The following is a 26,021-nucleotide window of genomic DNA, read 5'->3' on the forward strand; positions in this document are numbered from 1 at the left end:
CACCATTAAAATCTGGGACTAAACACCTAGCTAGAAAGTTCCACAGTTTAAAATTAAACGTCGATAAGCCAAGAAAAAGCACAAGCTTCCGATCATTCCGAGATAAAGCAATTTAGGCAAGACTAGCTCTGTAGGTACACCCATCTGATTGAGTTGAATAAACATCTGCACAATTTGGGTGGAAGGCAGGATTTCGCCAACGACTTGCATCCAGATAGGCATTGCAGCATGCGACCAGGCCGCACCAGATAAAAAGAACAGTGGAATGGAAGTGAATACAATCACATGACCCGCACGTTCCGGCAAATCCAGAAAACTGGCGAATAGGCAGGTCATGCCAATTATTGTATAGATAAAAACTGGAACAGCCAGTAGCATCCCGAACAGGTTGCCACCACGTGGATAATCAAATAGCCAGAAGCTAAAGCCGAATAAATAGAAACATCCCAGACAGCCAATAGTAAAGACCGCTAAACACATCCCAATCAATGCATTTGCGTTTAATTCTACTTTTCTTTCCCGATATACTAAAATTAGCATACTCAAACCCAAAAGAATGGTTTGGTGAATAATTAAAGGTGCAACCGCAGGAAAGACATAGCTGCCATAGCCGGACAGCGGATTAAATAAGGAATTTGATGCACAGAAAGGGCAGGTGAAAAATCCGAGACCTTGCCAAAGCGTTCAGTATAATCTGCCAAAGTTTGCTCAACTGATGTAGCTAAGCCCAGACCAATTTGTTTGGTCACTAAAAAGTTGGCCGTGCTTAAATACAGTCCAATTCCGCCTGTTTCACCATGCCTTAAGCTTTGCGATAAATTGTCCGGTAGTAACAAGATACCATCGGCTTTTTGAGATTCCATCCATTGTTTGGCTTCGGCAAAATTTCCGGTAATCGCCTGAATTTCGACATTGGGGCTTTGTGCCACCTGACCAATAATGCGGGTACTCAAGCTACTTTGTTCTTCATCGACAATAATAATCGGTAAGGCTTCAGCCTGCTGTGCCTGATAAGCGGTTGGATAAAAAAAGCTGTAAAACAAGACAGATAGAATCAGCGTGGTAAAGATCGTGCCGTGACTGACGATATCTTTAAAGCTTTGTAGATAGTAAAACCAAAGGGATTTCATGGTGTTGCTCCTTTGGCGATTTTTTTAAGAAACAGATAAGCCAGCAGAGCGTAGACTAGGGCATAGATCAGCAGCATTAATCCAGCTTGCAGTGAAATATGCAATGGACTACCAATCACCCATTGTTCAGTTTGTAATTTGGCATAGGGCGTGAACGGAATAATATTGGACCAGAACTGGGTGAATAGGGGCGCATTATTTAAAGGTAAGGTCACACCGGCAAAACTTAAAGATGAACCACCATAGACCGCAATGATGCCAAAAGATTTACTTAAATCTTTGGTTGCTAGAACCACTGCACTGCTTAAAAATGCATAAGCGCTATATAGCAGAAATTGTGCCGATAGAATCAGAGCGAGCGAGCCGGCAACAAACCAGCCGCGAATTTCAATCAGCCAGAACATCCAGATCCAGGTCCATAGACTAAAAATAGCCACATAGATCAGGTTCTTAGACAGCAATGCCATCCAGATGGATGAGTTGCTAATCCAGCTTGTTAAGGTCTGCCGCTTCAGTTCCTGACCGACGGAAAATGCCACACAACAACACAACAGTAAATGCAGAATTGCCGGAATGACATAGAGTTCCAGATAGAATTCATAATTCAGTTGTGGATTATACAGCGGCGATATTTTGATATGCGGTGACGGTGCTTCGAGAGAAGGCAGCCGGTTGCCCAGATATTGCTGTCCGCTAAATTCAGCCAGTGCTTGCAGGGTACTGACCAGCATGGCAGAGGAAATGGTATTTCCGATACTGAAATAACTCTGGTTAAAGGCAATACTGATGTCAGCATCCCGGGCACGAACCAGACGTTGCTCGGCACCGCTGGGAATATGGATATAACCCCAAATTTTATTTTGATTTAACAGGCGCTCAATTTCAGCTGTTTGTTCCGACACCGTAGCAATTTTAAGAGTATGATTCAGCGCCACATGCTGATAAATGCTTTGACTCAGCGCACTCTGGTCTTGATCAATAATCGCAATCGGTAAATGATCCGGTTTCCCTTGAGCAAACATGCTGCTGAATAAAATAATCACTAGTGCAGGTGCGAGCGTGACCAGACACAGATCCCATTTTTCGCGGAGCAGATAGCGCAGTTCGCGCCATATACCCGTCCACATTATCGGGTCTCTTTCAGTTTAAATAACACGCTCATCCCAACTTTCAGTTCAGGAATCGCTGGTGTGGGCACAAGATGCAGCTTAAAACTTCGCACATCATAACCGCCGGTTTGGCGTGTGGTCTTAATGGTGGCAAATTCACCTTCAGCACTGATCTGCTTGATTTTAAAAGTGGCGGTTTTATCTAGGGCGGGAATATAACCTTCAATACTGCTCAATTTCTGAAACGGGGCATATTGGTCTTCACGAATATTCAGGCTCACCCACATTTGATCTTCAATCAGGCTGACCACAGGGACTGCGGTGGCTACCAGCTCCGAGACTTTGCCATAGGTTTTAGACACCGTTCCGTTTACAGGTGCTACTAATTGGGTTTCTGCTTCTAAAGCATTGGCTTCATCCAGCGCAGCCTGGGCAATATCTACCTGTGCATCGGCGGAACTCTTTTGCTGCGAAGTGCTGCCACGTTTGGCACGTGCATATTGCTGATACGCCGCCTCTGTCATTTGCGCTGCTGATTGACTGGCTGCATACAATTCATCACGGCGCTGGCGTGAAATCACACCTTCCTTCAATAAATTTGCACCACGCTCATAAGAAACTTTGGCTAAATTTTGCTGTGCTTTCAGCGCTTGCCAGTTGGCATACAGACTGGCGATATTTTCTTCCTGCGAGCCGCGTTCAGCAGTCGATTGTAAGGCCAGCGCAGATTGTAAAGCCGCTGCGGCTTGCTGTTTTTTGGCCTGAATTTCCGGGCTGTTTAAGCGCACCAGTACATCGCCTTTTTTGACCCGCTGACCTTCTTCTACATAAATTTCTTCAATACGGCTTGGCACTTTGGTCGCCACCTGAACTGTTTCAGCTTCTACACGACCCTGCAATTCAAGCGGAGCCGGTTGGTAGCTTTTCCATAATCCAAAAGCGATGACTGCCAGCAGAACTGGAATCAGGGCGAGCAATAAATATTTTTTCTTTTTAGCGATTTCAGGAGCTTGTTGTTGCTCGGTCGAAGTCGTCGCGTTATTTTCTATTTCAGTTTTTGTTTCTACCTGTTGCGCAGGCGATTTTTCTGTATCGCTGGATGAAGCCGCTTCATTCACAGGATCATTGGGTTGTTGATCTTCGTTCATGTTCGGCTCCATTAGCGAATATAGTGAGTGTTGGTATGTTGGATGTAGTTCGGAAATTCTGCAATCGAGCCATGGCTTTGTAATAGTGTGGCCAGTGACATCACATATTTGTAAGCATTCAAGGCAGTTTCGGCTCGTAGTCCGCTCAGCATATTTTGTGCATCGATGACCTGTATGGCGGTACCCATATCTTCTTTAAAGGACAATTCTTGGATGCGTAAATTTTCCTGTGCGGCTTTCAAGTTTTGTGCCAGAAGCGCATCACTTTGCTGTGCACTAAGTGCTTCGCTATAAGATTTATAAATCAGATTTTCAATTTCCTGCTGGGTGCGTGCAGTGAGCAGTTCTGTGGCAGAGCGTTTGAGTTCAGCAGCCTGAATATTTTTGTTTTTATCGATCCCGGAAAACAGGTTATAGCGTGCGGCAACTCCGACAATCCAGTTTTCATTTTGATCCAGACTATATTCACCAAAAGCAAAAATATTCGGTTTTTTAGCTGCTTGCTGGGCTTTCACATTGGCTTGGGCCAATTGGGTATCCAGCTGCATTTTTTGAATCAGCGCAGAGTTCTGACTAAAGGTTTTCAGCAGATGATTTAAAGCCTGTGGCTCAGTTTTATTGACAAATAAAGGCGTCGAAAGCTCAGTGATGCTACTTTCCTGAAGCAGATTATTGAGCTGGAACAGCGCAGCATTCAAATTGGCCTGCGTATTTTGCTGGCTGCGCTCGGCATTATTGCGTGCTACTTCAAATTGCATGCGCTGGCCTTTACTGATAAAACCTTGCTGTTCCATTTTTAAGGCATTGCGATAATGCTGCTGCATGGCATTCAGATTAAACAGCGCAGCTGCATGCAGTTGCTTTTGGAGCTGCACATTAAAATAACTTTGAATCAGTTCAAAACGCTGCGTATCTTGCTGCTGTTTGTTGCTGAGCTGACTACGACCGACCTGAATATTGGCAATTTCTTTGGCACTACGGGTGAGGCCTCCAGTATATATTGGCATAATCACGGAAACAGTGGGGCGAATCACCTGATCTTCAAGGATGACATTAGACGTATCCGGAATCAGACCAACTCCGCTATGAATAGTATTGTTAAGTCCATCACGCAGTGGATCGGTAATACCTGCAGGTAGATCCACGCCATTACTGGCCTCCCACTCATTAAGCCGGCCATTCACGCCTTGAGAGAGTGAATTCTCCAGATTATTTTTAAATTGCTTTAATGGAATATCGACTTCACTGTGAAAGGCATAGGCACGAACATTCAGGTCGACTCGTGGCAGACCTATACCTTTCACTGCTTCAGCTTCAAGTTTTGAAGCTTGTTCCAGACTTTGATAGGCTTGGCTGCTATAAGAATTTTGCAACAACTGACGTTCAGCGTCCTGAAAGCTGATGCTCTGTGCATGAGCAAAGCTGCCATACATCATCGATGCAAGCAGATTTAAACCCCAGACAAACTGTCTTTTATTTTTCTTTAAGTTCATAAAGTCGCTAAACTGATTTAAAGCCGGTAATGTTATCCGGCTAGTATAAATCAAAGGTTCGTAGATAGAACTAGTGTAAAGTTATAGTATTGTTTCTTGTACATTTGTCTATAAAAAAGGAAGCTTATACATCCTTAATTAACCCGAATCGCGGATAAGAAATTGACTTGAAAAATAAGAGGACTAGAGCCATCAGTTGAGTTACCACACCAAACTCACAACTCTAGTTCTGATGTTCAATAGTACCGAATTATTCTGCGTAATTGATGATTTTTCTTAAATTTGAATCAACTTATTGAGAGTTTCTCAAACAAAACCGTGGTTCCTTAAGAATCAGAACTGCTCAATTTACAATTTCAGAAATCTGCTTTATTGCCATTTGGTACAAATGCTCTCATTTCAATAATTTCAAAGCCTTTTTTTACCTGGTTAAAAGAAGGTAAAAGCCATTTATTTAAGTACTTGCCTTGCTATCAAAGGATGATTCATCTAATCAATATGCATGAATTAGCTCTACACGCTTTACATGTGACACTGATGAAAGGCCAAGGTACACAATATTTATGGATTGATTCAACAACTCTGCCAGTTTGTAAAACTCTAAGTATTCAGCATCATAAATCATTAGTCCAAATTGCATCACGTGGTAGAAGCTCAATGGGCTGATTTTATGGCTGTAAATTACATATTGCGATGAATCAATTTGGTGAAATTGCCTGTTCTGCTTTATCGAATGGACATGTTGCTGACATAAAAATGGTTGAGCAATTGGTTGCTGGTGTAGAAGTAAAACTTTACGGGGATCTAGGTTACATCAGCCAAGAATTAAAAACTAGATTGAAATATCAAGTTATTGATTTAATTATTTATCATCGAAAGAATATGCAGGCTATTCAACTTTGTGCATCAGATGAATATCACCTAAGACAACACAATAAGATAGAAACATTATTCAGTTTATTGAAGGGGCAATACAATTTAGTAACGAGTAAAGCACGTAGTCTTCATGGGTTTCTGAGTGGAATTTACGCCTCACTATGTGCATATCAACTCACTCATCAAAATAAGCCAACAATTCAAATTAAGGAATCATCGGCTTAAGCAGGATTCGAGTTAAATAAGCTTTCAAAATAGCTTGATAAACTAAAGCTATTTTAAGCAGGCAATGAATATGAAAGAAAACGCTAAAGAAAAATAAAAAAAACAGCGTATGATTTACTTAATGGAATTTTAGATGATGCAGACAAGATGATCCGTAATGATTGGTCACGTGCCGAAATACAAGAAATTTATGACTTGCCTTTAATGGATTTACTGTTTCAGGCACAGCAAATTCATCGCCAAAACTTTGAACCGAATACTGTTCAGGTCAGTACTCTGCTTTCAATTAAAACGGGCCGTTGTCCGGAAGATTGTAAATACTGTTCGCAATCTGCACATTATGATACTGATCTGGAAATTGAAAAACGCGTAGAAGTACAAAAGGCGATTGCTGAAGCCAAACAGGCCAAAGCTTCCGGCTCGACCCGTTTTTGCATGGGCGCAGCATGGCGTAACCCGCATGAACGCGATATGCCGTATGTGCTGGAATTGGTGCAGGAAGTCAAGAAACTGGGCATGGAAACCTGTATGACCCTAGGGATGCTGAATGCCTCACAAGCGGAACGTCTGAAAGATGCAGGGCTAGATTATTACAACCACAACCTTGATACCTCACGTGAATATTATGCCAATGTCATCAGTACACGTAGCTTTGATGACCGCTTAAATACGCTTGATCATGTGCGTAATGCCGGAATTAATGTCTGTAGTGGCGGTATTGTCGGCTTGGGCGAAGGCGTACAAGACCGAGTCGGTTTATTATTTGAACTAGCGACTATGCCGATTCACCCGGGTTCGGTGCCCATAAATATGCTGGTTCCTATTGAAGGTACACCACTGGCCGATGTTGAAAAACTGGATGTGATTGACTGGATTCGTACTATTGCGGTAGCACGGATTATTATGCCGAAGAGTTATATCCGCTTGTCGGCAGGTCGTGAATCTCTCTCTGACTCTGATCAGGCACTGGCATTTATGGCTGGAGCTAACTCATTATTTTCAGGTGATAAATTGCTTACTGCCCCGAACAGTGGTGAAGGTAAAGACAAAGCCTTGTTTGCTAAATTAGGCTTAAAAGCTGAAGCTGCCAAGAAAACAGCTAAAGAATTGGCTGTAGATGCGATGCAACCTGCTTAATTAATCGTGTAACAAACAGGGATCATTTCAACTTGAATTGGTCCCTTTTTATTGGAGCAGACAAAATGAAGATACTGATGATTACGGGTTGGGGGCTAGGAACAGCGGTCTTAACCCCGTTTGTAGAACAGTTACGGCAGCAGTATCAAGTTGAAGTATGGGATATTTTTGATCCTAACGTGGAAAGTATTTTGGCCGAAAAAGTTAGGCAGGCGAGTTCTTTTGATGTCTTGATGGGATGGTCTTTGGGTGGACAGTTGGCACTTTTGCTGGCTAATGAAATCCAGCAACAATTGAAAATTGCCAAGCCAGTGATTTGCTGTATGTCAAATCCCTGTTTCGTGGCCAACGAAGCATGGCCACAGGCAATGCCAGTTGAACAATACACACAATTTAAATCCTCCATACTGGCTGATCCAAAACGCGGGATGCAGCGCTTCTGTACCTTGGTCACTTTAGCTGGCGCAGCAGCGCGTGAACGTGCAAAATTATTGCACCAACAGTTAAATAGTATTGATTTAAACTATCAGGTTAAGCATCTTTATCTATTGCAGCAATTAAATCTAGTGGATATCTTAAAAAATCATTCAGTCAAGATGCTATTTATATTTTCCGAGAATGATATGTTGGTTCCTTACAAAGTTAGTCAAGAATCCGTGTTTTTAACAACCCAAAATCTGAATTTGGTAAAAATACAGGGCACGCACGATGCCATCCTTTTTGATGCCCAGTTACTCGTTGAGCCAATTTTAAAATTTTTAGCCGATCTGGCTTAAGCAAAGAGAGATTATTAGCTCTTGACGTTTCATTTTCAGATTTAACGCGCTAAGATCAGTTTTAGTTTTAATATCAGTTTTAGTTTTAATAATTGGGGTAAATTCTGTGCAGGACGCTTTTGATCAACAGCATATTTGGCATCCTTTAATTATAAAGTTCCTCTAAAATTAACATAATACACGTTATGCGAAGCCCTGACCCTAGATCAGGGCTTTATTTATCTCTACCTTAGATTTCAATAAGTATTGATTCGCCTGTAGAACAGTCGCCATTACGCCATTGCCAGTTTTCAACTAACTTAATTTTCCCATTGGCTTGGATCTCAATCTCAGTATTACATTCACCTATACTCTAAATATACACATCTGAATAAAGAGTTTTTTCTCATTCATCAGAAGTTGAAAAAATAAATACTAGGTTAAAATACAAGTAAAAATGTAACAAAAATTTTACATTTATAATGATAATGACTATTATTAGCATCATTATTAATGTTTGTGAAAAGGTTTAAAAATGCGACTATCTCAATTTAGTCTGTGTTTTCTTACAGTAGCTATTTCTTCACATTTGTACGCAGAAGAGTTTGGTCCTGCATCAAAGGAGCCTGAAAGTTCAGGTCAAACAATAAAGCTTTCTCCTATTTTGATAACAGCAACCCGTACCCCTAAAACGATTGCTGAAGTTGCAGGAACTGTACAGACCATTCAGGGTGAAGAAATTGCTCAACAGGCTGGAGCGAGTCGAAAAGTCGCAGATGTTTTAGCGCAGCTGATACCTTCATTGGCACCAAGCAGCGGGACCAGCAGTAATTACGGTCAGACCATGCGTGGGCGGAATGTACTGGTGATGATTGACGGAGTTTCACAGACGGGTTCGCGCGATGTGGCGCGTCAGCTCAACAGCATCAGTCCGAATATGATTGATCATATCGAGGTGGTTTCAGGTGCGACCAGTATTTATGGTTCAGGTGCGACGGGCGGGATTATTAATATTATTACCAAACGTGCGGACAAATCGAAACCGGTCAGCTTTCAGACCAAGTTAGGCCTGACATCGGCTGATAATTTCCGTCGTGACAGTTTGGCTTATCAGGTGGGGCAAACCGCTTCATTTAGTCATGACAAGATGGACGGTTTTTTAGGGGTAGATTTTACCAGTCGGGGTTCTCAGTTTGATGGTAACGGTGACCGTATCTCGTTAAGCCCTTGGCAGGGCAGCACGATGGATACCGATACGCTTGATGTGAATGGTCGTTTAAACTTTAATTTAACCGATAAGCAAAGCTTAAGTTTTGGTGCACAATACTATAATGATGAACAGGATACCGAATATGGTCCTGACTATTCTTATCTGCAAACCGGGACACAGCCTTCTTATAAAGCCATTAAAGGGTGGAATTTAGATCAACAACCCTTTACAGAACGCTATGCGTTTAATACCCAGTATCAAAACCAGGATTTTCTGGGACAAATTTTGAATGTTGAAGCGTATTACCGTAATGAAAAAGCGCGTTTTGTACCGTATGGTTATTCCAAAGATGGCGTGAATGTAAAGCAAAGCCAATCCAATGTGGACTATGCAGGAATTCGCTCTACTGTTCAATCTGACCTGCAGGTGGTCGAGCGAGATTTAAAACTGACTTATGGTCTGGACTATGACTGGGAAAAAGATCACCAGTGGGCTGATTACTATACACCAAGTAATAATGGTCTGGTCTATACACCAACAGGTGAAAAACAGGGTTCCGGACCTGATACAGAAATCCAGAATATTGGCACATTTGTACAAGGGGATTATGCACTGACGGATCGTTTGAATGTACAGGCCGGTGTGCGTTATCAGTATGTTCAGGCAGACACTGACAGTTATTTAACCGCACGCAATCCGGTTACTTTAATGGCGGCTGACTCTACCGATGCTGATAAGTTCCTGTTCAATTTAGGTGCAGTCTATGAGTTAACAGATGCGCAGCAAGTTTATGCCAATTTTTCACAAGGTTATAGTTATCCGGATGTACAACGCGTGCTGCGTGATGTAGCTGCCTATACCTTAACGACGTCAGGTATTGCACCGATCACGGTCAACAGCTACGAATTGGGTTGGCGCTTAAATCAGGACGACGGCTTAAACTTGGGTCTAACAGGTTTCTATAATACCTCCGATAAGGTGGTACAGTTCAACGCTGACCGTTCAGTAAATGTGGTAGATACAGATCAACGCATTTATGGAGCAGAAGCTACGGTAAGTTATCCATTTATGGACAACTATAAGGTGGGTGGGACCTTGGGCTACACACGCGGACAATATAAAGATGCAGCAGATCAATGGCATGAACTGAATGCTTTTGCCGTGTCGCCTGTGAAAGGCACCCTGTTTGCTGAGTGGAATAATGAAGAGGGTTATGGTGTACGTGCACAAATGCTAGCCATCAAAGGCACTAATGAAGCCTATAAAGATGACCAAGCATTAATAGCCGCAGGTTTAACCGATAGCAATAGTGCAGCAGATATTAAAGGCTATACCACGATGGATGTCTTGGCTCATTTCCCTGTAGCCAAAGGCCGGGTCGATTTTGGTGTCTATAATGTCTGGGACAAGCAGTACAAAAATGTATTTGCACAGCAAGCAGCAGTAACTAATGGCAACTCACTGTTGGCCATTCCTGCAGAGGGTCGTACTTTTGGCCTAAGCTATACCATTAATTATTAATATTCACCTAGGAAGTATCTGTAGCCGTACAGATACTTCTTCACTTCCTGAGATGGGATGAAAGATAAGGTCAATGGATAAACAAAAACCAGAGTGGTTATCTATTAAAGAAATTTTTTATATCTGCCTGGCTGCTTATGGCTATAGCTTATGGATCTCTTGGGTTTTACCTGACTATTTACCTTTTGCAACAGCTGAAAATATCTATTTATCTGCCCTCCTAAGTTTTACTTTCCTCATTTTTTATATTGTTTTAGTTCCTTGTATTCCGTCTAAATTATGGCAAAAGAGCATCAATTATCTCAGTTATATTTTATTGCTGAGCTATTGGATCATAAAAAAATTTGGAGAAAATTAAATGCAATTTCGCCAGATACAGGCAACTTTACACAGCTGGTTAGGTATCGTTGTATTGTGGTCGGTCTTCCTGATTTTTTTTACCGGCTCTATTGCCTATTTCAGAACTGAAATTAATCTCTGGTCTAAACCTGAAAATTTTTTATATTTAAAAGTGCCTCCTAGTTCCTTTGAGTCGGCCCAGGTTGCCTATGATTACTTAAATACCCATGCCTCAGAGGCAAAAAGATGGCGAGTGAATCTTGCCAATTCCCGAATGCCTTTTAACACTTTAGAATGGCAAGCCCAAACCAATAAGTACCATAAACTGCAAGACCCCCATACAGGATTAATTTTAACAGAAGGTCGGGAAAGTCTGGGAGGCGACTTCTTTTTTAAATTACATTACAGTCTGTATCCTTTGCCCGATGTCGTCGGTAGAACGCTAGTGGTTATTGTCGGGGTGCTATTTCTCATTGCATTAATTACCGGGATCTTTACCCATAAAAAAATAATTAAAGATTTTTTTGTATTCCGGAGTTTTAAGGGACAGCGTACATTATTGGATTTGCATCATATTACCGGTGTAGTAACTCTGCCTTTTTATCTGATTATGGCCTTTACCGGGATTATGATCTTCTTCTATCTGCTTGTGCCAGCGGGAATCAATAAACACTATGGCGAGAATGGAATAAAGAAGTTTTATAGTGAAATACAATATATCAATCCGCCAAAATCGGCAGCAAATTCAGCTCTTCAATTAAAAGAATTCTCTGTATTCTCCCGTCAACTACCTCAACAGGCAAGTAATGGAGCTGTACTGGCGAAATTTGAAGTCAAAAATCCAAATACTGCGGAAGCCTTAATTACGTTCGATTATGGATATAACCAATTAATTACTTTCAATAATCCGCAATTTATTTTTGCAGCAAATACCGGACAGAATCTGAATTCCGAAAGAAATCTGCATCCTGTCGCTCAAATCAGCTCGGCAACTTATGGTATTCATTTAGGATATTACGCCAGTCAATGGATGAGGGGGATACTAGCGGGTTTAGGTCTCGTCGGTTGCATCATGCTGGTCGCAGGAGCTTTATTATGGCAAAAGAAACGTATTAAACAGCAACATACCTTAAGTTATAATGTGGTTGCTTACCTTAATTATTTTACTTTTCTGGGCTTGCCGTTTGCGACAGCCATGTATTTTTTAGCCAACCGGATTTTGACGGGCAGTCTTGAACAGCGGATTCAGTATGAGTTAAGCATATTCTTTATCAGCTGGGTGGGTATTCTATTCATTCCGATGCTGGCTAAAATGCAAAAAGCCATAGTTTTGTCCTTTATCCTCACTGCTGTTATTTTATGGATGACAGTATTTAGTCCCATATTCTTGACTCCTCACGCGTTCCTCTTGAATACCGTGTTGCATCAGCAATGGTCTGTAGCAGGAGTTGATCTTGTATTGATGCTCATCGCCACAGGATATATATTTGCCTGTTTTTATTTCAAGAAAATAAAGCTGCGTGAGGTGGCCAAATGAGTCTGGCTGCAATATTGTGGGCCATGGTTGCAATGATGCAGCTGTGTATGACCAGTCAAAGTAGAATGAAAAAACTTGGGTATCCTTTTCTAAGCTTTCATTATTCTCAACCTTTGTTAAAAATATACTCAGTGATTTTTCTGGTACTGTCTTTATATCTGAACTGTCAAGATCACGGTTTTCCAGTGGGAATAATGACTTGGATTTTCCTAGTCATAACTTCAGCATTTTTTATACATATTTTATTTTTTTATAAATTTAGAGAATATTTCTTTATTCTGTGGATGTCCTCTGCTCTTTTAGCTCTGTCTTATTCACTGTATAAATTTATTTAGGAAAGAGATGGCAGTCCAAGTTACAAATTAAAAAAAGGATCTGCAAATTTTTTCAAAATAGAAAGTATGAAAAATCCATCAATTTACAGTCCATTTAACATAATGGCGGTTATGCGAAATCAAAAAGCCTAGACACTTGGCTAGGCTTTAAATTTTAAAAATACATAAAAATTAATGCTATAGTCTCAATTTTTTAAGTTCGTATAACGCCCATTATGTTAAATAACAATGATTTTAGTTGATTATTCATCCTTATAGCTTTCGAAAACTTGCAGAACTTTTCTTAATTTGTAATCCTTGCTGCCAAGGGTGCCTAGCTAAGCTAAGGCAGGTATTTGTTGTAGTCGGGCCGCTATAACAGGATGAAGAGTACCTGTATGTTTAATCTAAATATTTTTAATAAGATTTCTACTGAAGTCTTAACCTATAAGAATGCCCTTGAACTGAAGTCAGAGAATCAATTAATCATAAAATATAAGACCTCCAGTTCTGATGACTATAGAAAAGCTATTGTTTTAGTTCTAAAAGAGCGAGGATATAGTAGGTTGGAAATAGGGCAGTTACTTGAGAGTTAATTCTTAAAATTTTCTAAAATTAACATAATACCCCCTTATACGAATTCCCAGAACATGGCTTTCAGCCATGCTTTTGTTTATCAAAATAGTATAGATATATGAATTTTAAGATAAAGAAAAAGCCTTATAGTCTCTCCCGGAACTATAAGGCTTATAAATCGCTGTAATTTTTTTCTTAATTACCTACTTTTTTACTCTATAAGTTATGAATATATTTTACCAATAGGTAAAAAAAAGATATAAGACAAAAGATGAATATGCTAAGAATTCCGCGTAAAGCCTACTAGTTTCGCATAACTACCATTATGAACCGTACCGGGTTTGTCGGAGACTTTTTTATTTAAGTTAGGCCACCTGACCTAACGGGTTAATCTTATCATAGTACATTGCTTCAAAATCAAAAGGCGATACATAACCCGGTGCACTGTGTACACGCTTTTTATTGAACCAATCTACCCAGTTTAGTGTCGCAAGTTGTACATCTGCTAAACCTTGCCAATCTGCTTTTAAATATACAATCACCTCTGTTTTGTATAAGCCATTCACCGTTTCAGCCAGAGCATTATCGTATGAATCACCAGTTGTACCGACTGATGCTCGTAAATTTGCAGCTTCTAAACGATTGGTATAGCGAATGGAAAGATATTGAACATCTCTATCGGAATGATGAATCACATTCTTTGGCATGCCTCGATCGTGCAATGCTTGCTCTAATGCATCGAGTACCATATCTGTATTCATCCGTGTAGATACTTTCCATCCAACAATTGCTCGTGAGAACACATCAATAATAAAGGCGGTATAGACCCAGCCTGAATTTGTTTGAATATAGGTAAAGTCACTCACCTGAGAAGCACTGCTTCGCAAGGGTCAGGATGATCAGCATTAAAATTACGTTTCACTAAATCATCTGCTCTTTTTTGATCATCTCGGCTACGGGTGGTTTGTTTATTCTTACCACGCCAAACACCTTGTATAGCTAGCTTCTGCATCAATTGAGCAACTGTACAACGTGCCATAACATAACCTTCACGTTTCAATTGTTGCCAGACCTTACGCACACCATACCGACCTGAACTTTCTTTCCAAATTCTTTTAATTTGTTCAGCATGATGCTCATCATGTAAATCTTGCTTTGCTCGATGTTCTGGATTGTCAGCGAAATCTAAAGTTCGGTAATAGGTTGAAGCTGCGATCGGTAAAATCCTACAAATCGCATCAACACCATATAAGTCTTTATTGTTATGGATGAAATCCACCATTATTTGTGTGGGCGGTCGAGCTCCGCCTGGGCGAAAAAAAGCGGCTGCTTTACGTAGAATTTCATTGGCACGCTTTAATTCTTTAGGCTCTAGACTAGCAGAATAGATATGTTAGTCCAGAATCATGATAGAAAACAGCAAATTAAGTAACTATAAGATTAAAAAAATTATTCAGTGCTTTTGCATTGATATTCCTGCTTCTAAAACAGCCTTATTGCTTAACTTGAACCGTAATACCATCAACTATTATTGGTACATGCTTTTTAGAGAAGCAATCTACGATCATCAAACAGATTTAAGAGCAAAGTTTGTAGGTTCTATTGAAGTTGATGAGAGCTATTTTGGAGCAAAAAGACAACGTGGTTTTCATGGAAAGTTGAAGCGAGGTCGAGGTACTTTAAAACAACCTGTATTTGGAATATTTAAAAGGAATGGTCGAGTTTATACAGAAATAGTCCCTGATTGTAAAAAGACTACATTACAACAAGTTATCTGAGGTAAAGTTGCACTTGAAAGTGTAATTTATAGTGATGGTTGGCGTGGATACAATGGTTTGGTAGATGTTGGTTACTCAAAGCATTTTAGAGTAAATCATGGAGCGAATGAATTTGCCAGAGGACAATGTCATATAAATGGAATAGAATCATTCTGGAGTTTTTGTAAAAGAAGGCTAGCAAAGTTCAACGGTATATCAAAAGAGTATTTTGATTATCATCTTAAAGAAACAGAATGGCGTTGGATGAGGGAGCCTAATGAGCTAGCAACAGAGTTGTGGGACCTCATTAGGTAAAACTAAGTGCAAATCTGCTAGTCTAGAGCCTTCTTTAATTTCACGTTCCATTTGCTTCATTTTTTCTTGATCAGATATCTGTTGTACTTTAATAGGATTTTGCTGATCTAAATGCTTTTGATGCCAGGCACGAAGTGTTTCAGGAGTACAACCAATCTTATGCGCAATTGCTGTGATTGCAGCCCAATTCGATGGATAATCTTTTTCAGATTCAATCAATAATTGAACCGCTCTTTCTCTGATTTCAGGGGTATATTTTAATTTTGTCATCGAACCTTGCGAAGCAGTGCTTCCCACTCAGAATATTGACTCTCCGACAAACCCGGTACGGTTCATGTATTTTTTTATAAAAATAATAGAGAGTTTGGTAACTTAATTTCATCCGCTCCAAGCTTAAAATAAATTGCTGTTATAGTGTGAACTATAATATTCTAATTCATGCATTAAAATGAAAAGATTACCTACTATTTCAAGTATTTGCTTGATGATTTTAACTTTATCAACTCGAGCAGAGACCCTTCCTGAAACTTATATATTATGGGAACAATATTACCAAGTTGAACAAAAGGATCTTGAACAGGCAACACAACTTTTACAGCAGATTAGCCAGAAATCACCGCGAGATCCAAAGGTCTGGAAAACTTGGACATATCTGGAAATGCGCAAAAATAATAATACCGAAGCTTTAATTTATATTGATCGAACTCTTGAATTAACGCCAGATGATGAACAATTGTTGTTGCAAAAAGCCTATCTGTTGAATGCTGCTCAACGTAATCCCGAAGCTTTAGAAATATTTAAAAAACTGCAAAGTTCCTCAAATCCTGAAACTGCAGTAAAAGCCCAACAGGCTGTACTTAATTTAAATGGAACAACAAGTGGTCAGACTAAAAATACCTTTGCCGATATCTATTTTTCTCCTTCTTTTGAAGGACGTTATGACACGGCTATCTTACCCTTGAAGCTCCGTTATGGACGTTATTGGGGAGAAGAAAACCGTGGCCAGATTTATGGCTTTGCCAGCATTAACAGGGATACCCAATCCACCGGCGGTGCACGACCTGAGATTATTGACCAGAATGCAGCCATTGTCGGTGTTGGAACAAATTACCGTCCTTGGGAATGGCCGCTCTATCTATATCTGGAACTCGGCGGAAGTTATGATCTAATCGATTTAAACCGAGACAAATTCAGAGAAAGTATTAATTTTGGTTTGACCGGTTATCAGGAATGGTATTGGCATGATTCCGAAACCAGTCATAGTCCGATTACCCAGAAAACTCAGTATTTTGCCGAACTGTATGGCAATGCAGCGAGCTATTCACGTGAAGATTATAATGTAATTGGCGACCTGCGCCTGCGTACCGGTTGGAACTTTAACCGGGATCATCTAGGCAATATCCAGACTTATCTGAAGTTACATACGATTAATGATTCCAATAACGAATTTTATAACAACCTGGCAGAGTTGGGGCCGGGTATAGCCTGGCAACCTGCAGACTTCCCGGTCAAGCTACGTGTTGAACAGATGTATGGCAAATATGTAAATGGGGCACCTGAGTCTGGAAAAAGAACTTTTGATAATACCCGAGTGGAACTGACTTATTACTGGAGCTTTTAACCATGCTGATTGATCTTTCTTTTATTTTTGGTACCCGCCCTGAGCTGATTAAATTAGCACCAGTCATCTTAAAAGCCCAGCAAGATTCACGATTTAGAGTCAATGTGGTATTTACCGGTCAGCATCTGGAATTGGTACAGGATGCGATCGAGTTTTTCCAAATCAAGATTGATCATCATCTGCAAATCATGCAACCCGGCAAAAGTCTAAATATTCTATTAAGCAAGGCATTGACCGAACTGGATCAAGTATATCGTGACATGCCGAAATGTGATGTAATTGTAGTGCAAGGGGATACCACCACTGTACTTGCAGGTGCTCTGGTGGCCTTTAACCTGAATATTCATCTGGCGCATGTTGAAGCCGGATTACGCTCTTTTGATCTGATGCATCCATTTCCGGAAGAAGGAAACCGGCAACTGGTTTCCCGCTTGGCTCACTGGCATTTCGCACCAACCCGACGTTCTGCAGAAAACTTGCGTCAGGAAAATATTCCAGACCCGCAGATTTTTATTACCGGTAATACCGTGGTTGATGCTATTTATCATGCCCGTGATTTAATGCAATCTTCTTCTCAGCAGTCTCAGCAAAGGTTAGAGCGAATGGGGCTGAAATTAAGTGAACAAGATAAACTGGTCTTGCTGACCGCACATCGACGGGAAAATTTTGGTGAAGGTATTCAAAATATCTGTGCCGCCATCCATGCACTATGTCGCCGTTATCCAGAGCTGCATTTTGCCTGGCCTGTGCATCTCAATCCGCAGGTATATGAAATTGCTTATCGCGAGTTTCTGGATCATCCGCAGGTACATTTGTTAAAACCTCTGGATTATCCGGACTTACTGGCTGTTTTAGGTGCAGCCTATTTTATTATGACCGATTCAGGCGGTATTCAGGAAGAAAGCCCCACCTATCAAAAACCGGTGCTCATACTGCGGGATGTAACTGAACGTCCGGAAGTGGTTGAAGCAGGTTGTGGAATACTAGTCGGTACTAATCAGGCCAAAATCGTACAAGAGTTTTCTCGTCTCATGGATGATTCAGCCTATTATCGACAACATGCAGAAGTCGAAAATCCATTTGGTGATGGTCATGCTTCGGAACGTATTTTGGAACAGATGCTGCAAGATTTAATAGTCAGAGCTTAGGGTGTGTTGACACTTTTAGCTTAAAAAATAGCGAAGTAGTAAAATCAAATCGCCAAACCCAATTTTACTATTCGCTATGCCTCGTACCATGCTGACAGATCAACACTGGCAAAAGTTGAAAACTATTTTGCGTAATTTATCTATTCATCACAACTCAAATTTACGTAATTTTATTGAAGCTATTCTCTATAGAATTAGAACAGGCTGTCCGTGGCGAGATATTCCTTCCTATTTCGGTCAATCAAACTCTATTTTCAAACGTTTTAATCGTTGGTCAAGCAGTGGTAAGTTGCTTAGATTATTCAAATTATTAGCATCATGCCCCGATATGGAGTGGATTTTTATTGATGGCTCTCACGTACGTGCTCATCAACATTCTGCCGGTATAGCGAATCAATCCATTTCTAAAAGTGTAGGAGGAAACTCCTCAAAAATACATTTGATTGTTGATGCAAATGGCAATCCTGTTGATTTCATGATTACCGATGGAACCACACATGATGTCAAAGTTGCACCTGATTTAATATCAACATTAGACTTAAAAGAGACAAAAGTGGTCTGCGCAGATAAAGGCTATGATTCAGAATCACTGCGTGAACAGATCAGAAAAACAGGGACGAAAGCGACTATACCAAGGAGAATAAATAGCCAATCGAACAATGATCATATGGACTGGTATTTATATAAAATCAGGCATTTAGTTGAAAATATGTTTTGTAGATTAAAGCAATTTAGAGGAATAGCTACTCGATATGACAAGCTCAAAAGAAATTATCAAAGTGCTGTTGCCTTAGCCTGTATATTTTTATGGCTACCTTTATAGGTTTAATTATGAACAGTAAATGTCAACAGACCCTAGTAATTGATTTTCATCCACAAATAAAGCCAGAGCACACTGGCTTTATTTAAATAATGTGGACCGTCAAAAATATAGACACGCTCTCCAGCATAAGCTTTCAACTGTTTTGCAATTTCCCAAGGATAAGCTGCACGAAAGCCGCCTTCCGGTTTAGGCCGGAAAGCTTCGAGAATAATCACAACTCTTTTGTTACCAACCTGATGTTTAAGATTTTGATAAATCACCGCCGCTTCTTCGGGACTACGCGTGCCCACACCGACGCCATCCTGAAAAAAGACTTGGGCATTATCAGGCAACCAGCTTTCAAGCCAATAATGTAAAAACCGTGATTTGCGGTCTGCACTATAAATGCTGATCCAGACTGGTCGCTGGAATTCGGCAACATAACGTGCCAGATTGGCAACCCCATGCCAGCTTGGATCAGCTTCTACAGGAAAATAATAAGCAGCAGGCTGAACTGGAAGAGACGTTTCAATAATCTGTTGGGATTGTAAAAAGAGTTGGTCAATATTTTCACGTGCCACAGGTTCCTGAAAAATCCCTGCCAGACCTAGGATAACCTGCTTGGACCAGGGTTGTTCGGCAATCGTATTCCAGTCCGGCTGATGTTGCCATTGGGCTCCGGGGATTTCTTTAAAAAAGGAGCGTCCGTCTACAATACTCCATTGAGTGACTAAGGTATCGATGCCTAATAAGTGCCAGTTACCGGAGGCGTGACTCATCTGGTCAACCTGCCAGAAAATACCCTCAATTTTAGGCGCTGTTACCGCTTTAGCATCTGCACGTGCCATAAAAAAGGCAGAGCCAGTAAAAGCCAAGGCAGGAACTGCCAGTAACACCAGTAAGCCTAAAATTAGGTATTTTTTCATCATTATTCTTCTTTGGTTTTTTGTGCCTTACGGGTTCTGCGCCAGAACAGCAGCCCTATAATAAGCGCAGCAACAATCACTAGAATAATAGCAATAGTTCGCATGGAAATCTGTTCAATTATCGGGGTTTCTGCTTTTTCTATAGCGGTTTGACTAAGTACGGTAATTTGCCCTTGGGCAGAAATAAACAAGGCCGCAGTATTGTTCGGGATTTTCTGCTGGATTTGCGGCCAGAAGCGGGCAAAATTTTCTACCCCGAGGTTGTTGTCGCTATAAATCCAGAAATTCCCGTTTCTGACGGTGATCAAACTACCATTTGCGGTAGTAGGTAAGTAAAGAATCTGACTGTATTTTTGCAATTCGGATTGATAACGCTGGGCATTCAGCAGGATATTAATAGTTTTAGGTGTACTTGGATTCAGCTGGGTGATATTCAGACCAATTGGATCATTACTGAGCAGCATGTTCTTGGCAACTTGAGCCAGGCTGATCGCGATGGGGGTGGCTACAGGCGTATTCATGGCAATTTCAGGAGTCTTGTCAAAAACTGTAGACAGGCTGATAACTCCCTGTTTCATCTGGTAAGGCAGACTAAGCTTGGATTTTTTAGCATCAATCCATAAGGCATTACCCGCATTAGGTAGACAATTATTGCTATTTAACTGGTTATTACTCACCGTCATGTTAAAGCTGTTGGTATAGGGATAATCTGCACCTACAAATTCAAACTGCCGCTCAACCGGGCTGGAATCCAGTTTTGCCAGACTGGTACTACCTGCGAGTACTTCATTGAGCCAAACTTGTAAAGTCGAGCCTTGTAAGAGTCCGCTTTGCGAACGGAAATTAAGCTGACCCTTTAAAATATCCGTAACTTCCCAAACAGCAGGAAAGACCAGTGAAATATTTTTGGGAGTATTGCCGAGTTTGAAATCGGAAATGCCCAGATCGGCCAAGCTTTCAAAACGGCGTACACTGGCCCAGTTTGGTCGCGCGACAGGGCCATTTAAACTCGCTGTTGCAGTATTTAGTTGTGCTAGATATTGCTGATTGAGCAGGGCATTGACGGCCATCAATAATTGGGATTCTGAAGAGTATTCAATCGTCAGACTTGGTACCTGGTTGACCTGATTTAGACTCATCCGTGCTGCGGGTAATTTTGCGGCCGAACGCTGAATATTGATCATGAAATCAGGTGCTGATTCAGGAGTGGTATTTAGCCGCCATTGCACAGGTGTCGCAAAATTCCAGGCAGTTGCCAGCCTACTCATCATGGTGGCTTCCAGGAAATTTGCCGTATTAAAACCTAGCAGTGCCTGTACTGGTTCTGGTCGGTTCAATTGACTATTGAACAGGACATCCGGGAGTTGATTCAGCTGCATGCTGTTACGCTGCGATTGATAACTCAGATTTGGTTGAGTCAAGGTAGTCTGTAAATTGCTTGATTCAAGACAAATATTGGCAGTACTTTGTCCAGGTCCTGGTTTTTGTAAAATACTGATATCCAGCCGATGAAAACCGCTATCGGCAGGGGGGAGGCTAAAATTTAATGTGCCTTTACCACTCAAATTTTGTTGATGAATCAGCTGATTGTCATACCGGACAATCACCGTACTGCTACCCTGTACATTGAACTGACTGCTGAACTGGACATCCTGCCAGCTTTCACCTTTTCCAACATAAAAAAAGTAAGGCGTAGTTTGCTCTACATGCCGCGCAACTACATCATCAAGCTTCCAGATGGCCGCATAGAGATGTGCACTAGACAATGCCAAGATAAGTGAAGACATTAATCTCAAAGGAGCTGTTTTTATGTGCATGATCATTTTTTTTCCTTCTTTCGTTCTGTCTTGTACCAGGTAATTCCTTCACCTTTGATTTTGCCTTTTAACATGTCCCAGGCAGCTTTAAAGACAATCAGGAGAAAGATTTGTGAATAGGTGAAATAGGCAATAAAGGCATAGAAGTAAAATCGTTTAGGCACTTCTTTTTCCAGACTGAGGGTGAACCAGATCTGGACCAGATAAAGAATAAACGCCAAAATGAAGAGTAAGGTAAATGGGCCAGGAATCGTGGTGCCATCAATACCGAGTAGGCCAACCACCAGCGTCATATGACTTAAGAACAGGGCTGGCACAAAAATGATGTAACACATAATATTGTTGCCGATCTCCATTCCGATTGGAAAAGGATGCCGGAGCGCTGTTCTTAAATATTTACGGGTTACATAAAAGTTACCTTGAGTCCAACGCGAGCGTTGTTTGATAAAAATATTCAGGTCGCCCGGATCCTGTTGCCAGCCTACGGCATAAGGCACCCATTTAATCCGTTTATGTCCTAGAAAAATCCGGTAACTCATTTCGGTATCATCGACCAAGGATTTTTCGTCAAATCCGCCTAGAATATCGAGTGCATCTCGCCAGATCACATAATTGGTTCCCATTAGGGTGGAAAGACGGAAACGCAGCCAGCGTCCACCCTGAAAAATCCACTGAAAATAGATAAACTCGATAGCGATAAAGGTACTAAGGGGGCTGTCTTTCCAGTTGCGGGTACGGACTTTGCCATTCACTGCGACCAAACTAGAATCTGCCAGCAAGGTCTGGGCAATCAGCCGTACACAATCCGGCTCTGGCGTACTGTCCGCATCATAAACCGCAATCAATTCTCCGCGGGCGTGTTTGAGTCCGTTATTCAAAGTTCTGGATTTACCTTTACCACCTTGACCTTTAGGCACATTGATGACCCGAATGACTGGAAATTCGGCTGCCATACGATCGGCAATTTCCTGGGTATTGTCTTTGGAGGCATCATTAATTAGCAGTACTTCATAACTTTCAGCCGGATAATCCTGTGCAGCTAGAGAGCGTAAGGTATCTTCAATCACCAGTGCTTCGTTATATGCCGGCACCAGCACACTCAGCATCGGCCAACGTTCAGGTATTGGTAAATTGGTCAGTTCCTGACTGGCACGAATCGAATAGCGCCAGGCAGAAAAGCTGAGCCAGGCCCAAAAGGCCTGTGGAATCCAGATCCCGATAAAGCCGGTAATAAACAGAATATCGATCATGCTCATGATTTTTTGAACCTCCGCCATAACATGGTGATCAGGAGGATGAGCATTAAGATAACGATCACAACAACGGATGCCCAGGAAGTTGAGGTACCCCAGAAGCTTAATAAATTAGGGTAATGGGTCGAGAGTACCAGATGTAATGGCAAGATTACGATTCCTGCTGAGAGCAAGACATAGCCGAGTGGATTGGTATGCACCCGGTTCAGTTGGCTGTCAAAGCGTGTATTTAAAAAGGTCCAGGAAATTCCCAATTCAGGATAAGCAATCTCATTTTCGGCAAGTGGCCCCTGAGGATTCAGGATAATTCCGGTACCATTGAAAGCAGTTTGTGGGTAGGCGGTGTAAAATTGTTGCTGACCAGATTGAATTAAACGGGCGGGTAAAGGCAGTTGTCCTGGATTGGCCTGAACAATGTAAAGTCCCGCAGGTAAAGTTTTTAGATTCGGATTCCAGCCATCCTGTATATAGGCAGCCATGGGACGTAGACCTGCACTGGTGGCGAGGGTCGCAAGTCCGCGAAAACGATTCGGTTCGATACTGCTTAGATCAAGAATCGGGATAGCACCTTCCGAAACCTCCTGTTTGATATGAAAGTAGATTGACGGTTTCATGAAATTTTCAGGAATGATTAAACCCGGTTTAATACCCTGATTTTTCATGTTTTGATAAGTTTCGTAGTGTATTTGATCAAAGCTAAATACCGGCCATAACTTCCTGGGAGCTGGGAAATAGGCTGGAATTTGCTTAATATCTAAGGAATCTTGCTGCTGAACCGGATCGACTGTTTTAAGCTCACATTGATAATATTGTTGATAATAAGAACTCAGTACCGGGTCAGGCAGTGTATTGACTGAAACGATCAGACCGCAGACATGCAAAATATGACTCATAGGCGTTCCTCCAAGGAGGGTCGGCCCTGATGATGGGGTAAATGAGTAATCTCTGTTTTAATCAGTTCAATCTGTCTGAGTTTTTCAATCAGTTGTTTGGAAATAGTAGATTCTCGATCGGCAATCATAATTACGCGCAAGACCGAGAGCCGGCTATCAGTAAAGGAAAAATGAGGAACTTCGAACTTACTTTCCAGCACATGGATAATTTTTTGTTGCAACAGTTTTAGTTCATCCACCTGCAACATATCTCTTAATAAATTGTGGTTGGTAATTTCTATATAAATTTCATCATATTGAGGAATCAGATTCAGATTTAACATATCCTGAACTTGAGTTTGGGTATAGAAATAAGTACTGATAGGTAATGTTTTATGGGTCAGGTTTTTACGATAAGTATCTAGTAAATTGTCGGTTTGCCTGTTGGTCGACATCATTTCATAGTAAATACTGAGTAGAAGTGGCGCTAAAGGTAGAATAAAAAGCTGCAAGAAGCGAGTATTGATATCCATGCTATCAGCCTGGACATTAAATAAAATATAAATAAAAAGAGTAATAAAAATGACAATACTCAGTACAACGGACTGAACTACATTTAAAAAGCGTCCCAGTAGAATAAAGCCAATTAAAAGAATCCAGCTTCCGACCAGTTCTGTACGTACCCATTCATAGCCAATTAGTCCTATAAATATAACTATGACCATGGGCAAAAAGGTAATAGTTTGATTTGTCCTTACTAACCAATTTTTTTCCATTAAAATAATTATTTAAAGTAATAATTTAGGATGTTAATGAAATAATTACATGAATAATGTATGAAAAATATATATTTGTTTTTCAGAGTTTGAAGTAATAATATTTTTTGTATAGAAAGAATAAAAATTATTTTTAATATAAAGCACTATGATTAATTTCATATGCCATTATTATTTATTCAAGTATAGAGATTTATTCTTGAGATTAAAGACATAACCGTATGTCATAAGTCGTAAGATACAACATGATGTGTGATTGTCTTATATATGAATATGGCTTAAATGTTCTCGTCACGATGTGAATATTCTTACTATCCCGTTTTTCAGCCTGAGATAGCAGTTTTTTCTTGTAGCTATCGGCTAACTTGCCAAATTGTGAATAAAGAGGGCATGGCCTAGGTCGCTTTATTCGTACAAAGATCTAGGCGTTGGGTTATTAGCGTTAAGACAGGCACTTTTTTCTTTTTAGGTTAAAAGTATTTTCATGCTTTTTTGAAAAGCAATAATTTTTAGCCGAGAAATTTTATGGCTTGAAGGCCTAATGTATTTTCACAGGGAATAGCAGATGAATATATTATTGATTGCAGGCTGGGGACTGGGGACAACCGTCCTGAAAGAATTTTCTGAAAAACTCAGGACAGATCATACAGTAGCAATCTCTGATATTTTTGACCCCTTTGATGCGGTGAGCCTGCAGGAAAAGATAAAGCTCGCACAAGATTATGATGTGCTCATAGGCTGGTCTTTAGGAGGACAATTGGCCATATATTTGGCGAATGAAATCTTTCAGCAGACACGAGTAGCAAAGCCTGTCATTGCCTGTATGTCCAATCCTTGTTTTGTTGCCAATAAAGATTGGCAACAAGCAATGCCTGAAACTGATTTTGAACAGTTTCTCCAGGCCGCCCGACTAGACATGTTAACGACATTGAAACGTTTTTGTCATCTCGTCTGTATGGGAGCGAAGGATGCACGGCAACGGGTAAAATATTTACAATCCAAACTGTCTTTAATTGATTTAAATCATCAAGAAAAGCATCTTTATCTTTTAAAACAATTAGATTTGGTAGAGATATTAAAAACCTGTTCAACGAAGATACTGTTTATATTTTCAAATCAAGATTCACTAGTTCCTTGCCAAGTTTCCATAGAACCTGTCTTTTATCAACAAAGTTTAATCAAAGTCAAAGAAATCGAGGCCGCACATGATGCAATCCTGTTCGATACAGAATTGGTGCTAACACCTATTCTGGATTTTCTGGATGATTTATCAGTTGCTTCAGCAAGATAGAGAGTTCAGTCATTTGCATTTTTAACTGAGCAGGCTAAGATCGATATTTCCACAATTTTTCAGGATGAATTTT

At 40.7% G+C, this 26,021-nt stretch carries 20 protein-coding genes, 5 pseudogenes and 1 other annotated feature; of the genes and pseudogenes, 13 read left to right on the plus strand and 12 right to left on the minus strand.

The features are described 5' to 3' along the window. Window positions 1-30: 30 nt before the first annotated feature. The 4 genes and pseudogenes from F897_RS16010 to F897_RS16025 all read right to left on the minus strand — a co-directional run bounded on the left by F897_RS16010 (window position 31) and on the right by F897_RS16025 (window position 4,880). Window positions 31-1,130, minus strand: a pseudogene (locus F897_RS16010) (ABC transporter permease). After that, on the minus strand, window positions 1,127-2,257 hold the full coding sequence (locus F897_RS16015; RefSeq protein ID WP_005237554.1) for an ABC transporter permease: 1,131 nt from the start codon (window positions 2,255-2,257) through the stop codon (window positions 1,127-1,129). Before F897_RS16015 ends, F897_RS16010 begins: the two are co-directional and overlap by 4 nt. Then, on the minus strand, window positions 2,257-3,387 hold the full coding sequence (locus F897_RS16020; protein WP_004779929.1) for an HlyD family secretion protein: 1,131 nt from the start codon (window positions 3,385-3,387) through the stop codon (window positions 2,257-2,259). Before F897_RS16020 ends, F897_RS16015 begins: the two co-directional genes overlap by 1 nt. Before the next feature lie 11 nt (window positions 3,388-3,398). Then, window positions 3,399-4,880 (minus strand): TolC family protein, encoded by a 1,482-nt coding sequence (locus F897_RS16025; protein ID WP_005237555.1) that lies wholly within the window; start codon window positions 4,878-4,880, stop codon window positions 3,399-3,401. A gap of 232 nt (window positions 4,881-5,112) precedes the next feature. Between F897_RS16025 and F897_RS16825 the strand changes: the two are divergent. The 3 genes and pseudogenes from F897_RS16825 to F897_RS16040 all read left to right on the plus strand — a co-directional run bounded on the left by F897_RS16825 (window position 5,113) and on the right by F897_RS16040 (window position 7,894). Then, window positions 5,113-5,981, plus strand: a pseudogene (locus F897_RS16825) (IS982 family transposase). Window positions 5,982-6,128: 147 nt separating this feature from the next. Continuing rightward, window positions 6,129-7,118 carry a biotin synthase BioB gene (gene bioB / locus F897_RS16035; RefSeq protein ID WP_004812090.1) on the plus strand — a complete coding sequence of 330 codons (990 nt, stop codon included), beginning with the start codon at window positions 6,129-6,131 and terminating at the stop codon, window positions 7,116-7,118. 65 nt (window positions 7,119-7,183) lie between these two features. Then, window positions 7,184-7,894, plus strand: a complete 711-nt coding sequence (locus tag F897_RS16040; protein WP_005237557.1) for an alpha/beta hydrolase family protein — start codon at window positions 7,184-7,186, stop codon at window positions 7,892-7,894. 229 nt (window positions 7,895-8,123) lie between these two features. Here F897_RS16040 and F897_RS18255 read toward each other — a convergent pair whose 3' ends face one another. Next, window positions 8,124-8,243 (minus strand): avidin-fold protein, encoded by a 120-nt coding sequence (locus F897_RS18255; protein ID WP_465221558.1) that lies wholly within the window; start codon window positions 8,241-8,243, stop codon window positions 8,124-8,126. A gap of 165 nt (window positions 8,244-8,408) precedes the next feature. On the opposite strand from F897_RS18255, the gene F897_RS16045 reads away from it, so the two are divergent. The 5 genes from F897_RS16045 to F897_RS18000 all read left to right on the plus strand — a co-directional run bounded on the left by F897_RS16045 (window position 8,409) and on the right by F897_RS18000 (window position 13,390). Next, window positions 8,409-10,604: a TonB-dependent receptor gene (locus F897_RS16045; protein WP_005237558.1), complete on the plus strand. Its 2,196-nt coding sequence runs from the start codon at window positions 8,409-8,411 to the stop codon at window positions 10,602-10,604. Between the two features lie 73 nt (window positions 10,605-10,677). Continuing rightward, window positions 10,678-10,962, plus strand: coding sequence for a hypothetical protein (locus tag F897_RS16050; protein ID WP_004779917.1), 285 nt, complete (start codon window positions 10,678-10,680; stop codon window positions 10,960-10,962). Further along, a complete protein-coding gene (locus F897_RS16055) occupies window positions 10,963-12,480 on the plus strand; it encodes a PepSY-associated TM helix domain-containing protein (protein ID WP_005237559.1) in 1,518 nt (505 codons plus the stop codon). Beyond that, window positions 12,477-12,815 carry a DUF3325 family protein gene (locus tag F897_RS18150; RefSeq protein WP_005237560.1) on the plus strand — a complete coding sequence of 113 codons (339 nt, stop codon included), beginning with the start codon at window positions 12,477-12,479 and terminating at the stop codon, window positions 12,813-12,815. Before F897_RS16055 ends, F897_RS18150 begins: the two co-directional genes overlap by 4 nt. 377 nt (window positions 12,816-13,192) lie before the next feature. Next, the gene (locus tag F897_RS18000; protein ID WP_004779908.1) at window positions 13,193-13,390 is read left to right on the plus strand and encodes a hypothetical protein; all 198 of its coding nucleotides are present in this window, start codon (window positions 13,193-13,195) and stop codon (window positions 13,388-13,390) included. Between the two features lie 345 nt (window positions 13,391-13,735). Here F897_RS18000 and F897_RS17290 read toward each other — a convergent pair. Beyond that, window positions 13,736-14,742 (minus strand): annotated as a pseudogene (locus tag F897_RS17290) (IS3 family transposase); the annotation flags it as partial. After that, window positions 14,578-14,695, minus strand: a sequence feature (AL1L pseudoknot). Its footprint overlaps the pseudogene before it by 118 nt. Before the next feature lie 34 nt (window positions 14,743-14,776). On the opposite strand from F897_RS17290, the pseudogene F897_RS16080 reads away from it, so the two are divergent. Further along, window positions 14,777-15,442, plus strand: a pseudogene (locus F897_RS16080) (IS1595 family transposase). A gap of 9 nt (window positions 15,443-15,451) precedes the next feature. Here the strand turns inward: F897_RS16080 and F897_RS16085 are convergent. Then, window positions 15,452-15,712 (minus strand): annotated as a pseudogene (locus F897_RS16085) (transposase); the annotation flags it as partial. Between the two features lie 214 nt (window positions 15,713-15,926). On the opposite strand from F897_RS16085, the gene F897_RS16090 reads away from it, so the two are divergent. The 3 genes from F897_RS16090 to F897_RS16100 all read left to right on the plus strand — a co-directional run bounded on the left by F897_RS16090 (window position 15,927) and on the right by F897_RS16100 (window position 19,034). Beyond that, window positions 15,927-17,063 carry a tetratricopeptide repeat protein gene (locus F897_RS16090; RefSeq protein WP_004780124.1) on the plus strand — a complete coding sequence of 379 codons (1,137 nt, stop codon included), beginning with the start codon at window positions 15,927-15,929 and terminating at the stop codon, window positions 17,061-17,063. Between the two features lie 2 nt (window positions 17,064-17,065). Continuing rightward, a complete protein-coding gene (wecB, locus tag F897_RS16095; protein ID WP_004780123.1) occupies window positions 17,066-18,211 on the plus strand; it encodes a non-hydrolyzing UDP-N-acetylglucosamine 2-epimerase in 1,146 nt (381 codons plus the stop codon). Window positions 18,212-18,287: 76 nt separating this feature from the next. Then, a complete protein-coding gene (locus tag F897_RS16100) occupies window positions 18,288-19,034 on the plus strand; it encodes an IS5 family transposase (protein WP_005237565.1) in 747 nt (248 codons plus the stop codon). A 32-nt stretch (window positions 19,035-19,066) separates the two neighbouring features. On the opposite strand, the gene F897_RS16105 is transcribed toward F897_RS16100, so the two are convergent. Genes F897_RS16105 through F897_RS16125 form a run of 5 tightly spaced genes read right to left on the minus strand, consistent with a single transcriptional unit; the run spans window position 19,067 to window position 24,657 of the window. Next, a complete protein-coding gene (locus F897_RS16105) occupies window positions 19,067-19,942 on the minus strand; it encodes an alpha-amylase family protein (protein ID WP_005237566.1) in 876 nt (291 codons plus the stop codon). Beyond that, entirely contained in the window at window positions 19,942-21,762 is a 1,821-nt protein-coding gene (locus tag F897_RS16110) for a hypothetical protein (protein WP_005237567.1), read from the minus strand. Before F897_RS16110 ends, F897_RS16105 begins: the two co-directional genes overlap by 1 nt. Continuing rightward, on the minus strand, window positions 21,759-23,012 hold the full coding sequence (locus tag F897_RS16115) for a glycosyltransferase family 2 protein (RefSeq protein WP_005237568.1): 1,254 nt from the start codon (window positions 23,010-23,012) through the stop codon (window positions 21,759-21,761). The genes F897_RS16110 and F897_RS16115 overlap by 4 nt, the downstream gene beginning before the upstream one ends. Further along, entirely contained in the window at window positions 23,009-23,902 is an 894-nt protein-coding gene (locus F897_RS16120) for a hypothetical protein (protein WP_005237569.1), read from the minus strand. The genes F897_RS16115 and F897_RS16120 overlap by 4 nt, the downstream gene beginning before the upstream one ends. Further along, window positions 23,899-24,657, minus strand: a complete 759-nt coding sequence (locus F897_RS16125) for a hypothetical protein (RefSeq protein ID WP_004780115.1) — start codon at window positions 24,655-24,657, stop codon at window positions 23,899-23,901. The genes F897_RS16120 and F897_RS16125 overlap by 4 nt, the downstream gene beginning before the upstream one ends. Window positions 24,658-25,222: 565 nt before the next feature. On the opposite strand from F897_RS16125, the gene F897_RS16130 reads away from it, so the two are divergent. Next, complete coding sequence (locus tag F897_RS16130; protein WP_004780114.1) at window positions 25,223-25,948, plus strand: alpha/beta hydrolase family protein; 726 nt, start codon at window positions 25,223-25,225, stop codon at window positions 25,946-25,948. Window positions 25,949-26,021: the final 73 nt, after the last annotated feature.

This window comes from Acinetobacter variabilis, from assembly GCF_000369625.1.
GTDB classification, from domain to species: domain Bacteria; phylum Pseudomonadota; class Gammaproteobacteria; order Pseudomonadales; family Moraxellaceae; genus Acinetobacter; species Acinetobacter variabilis.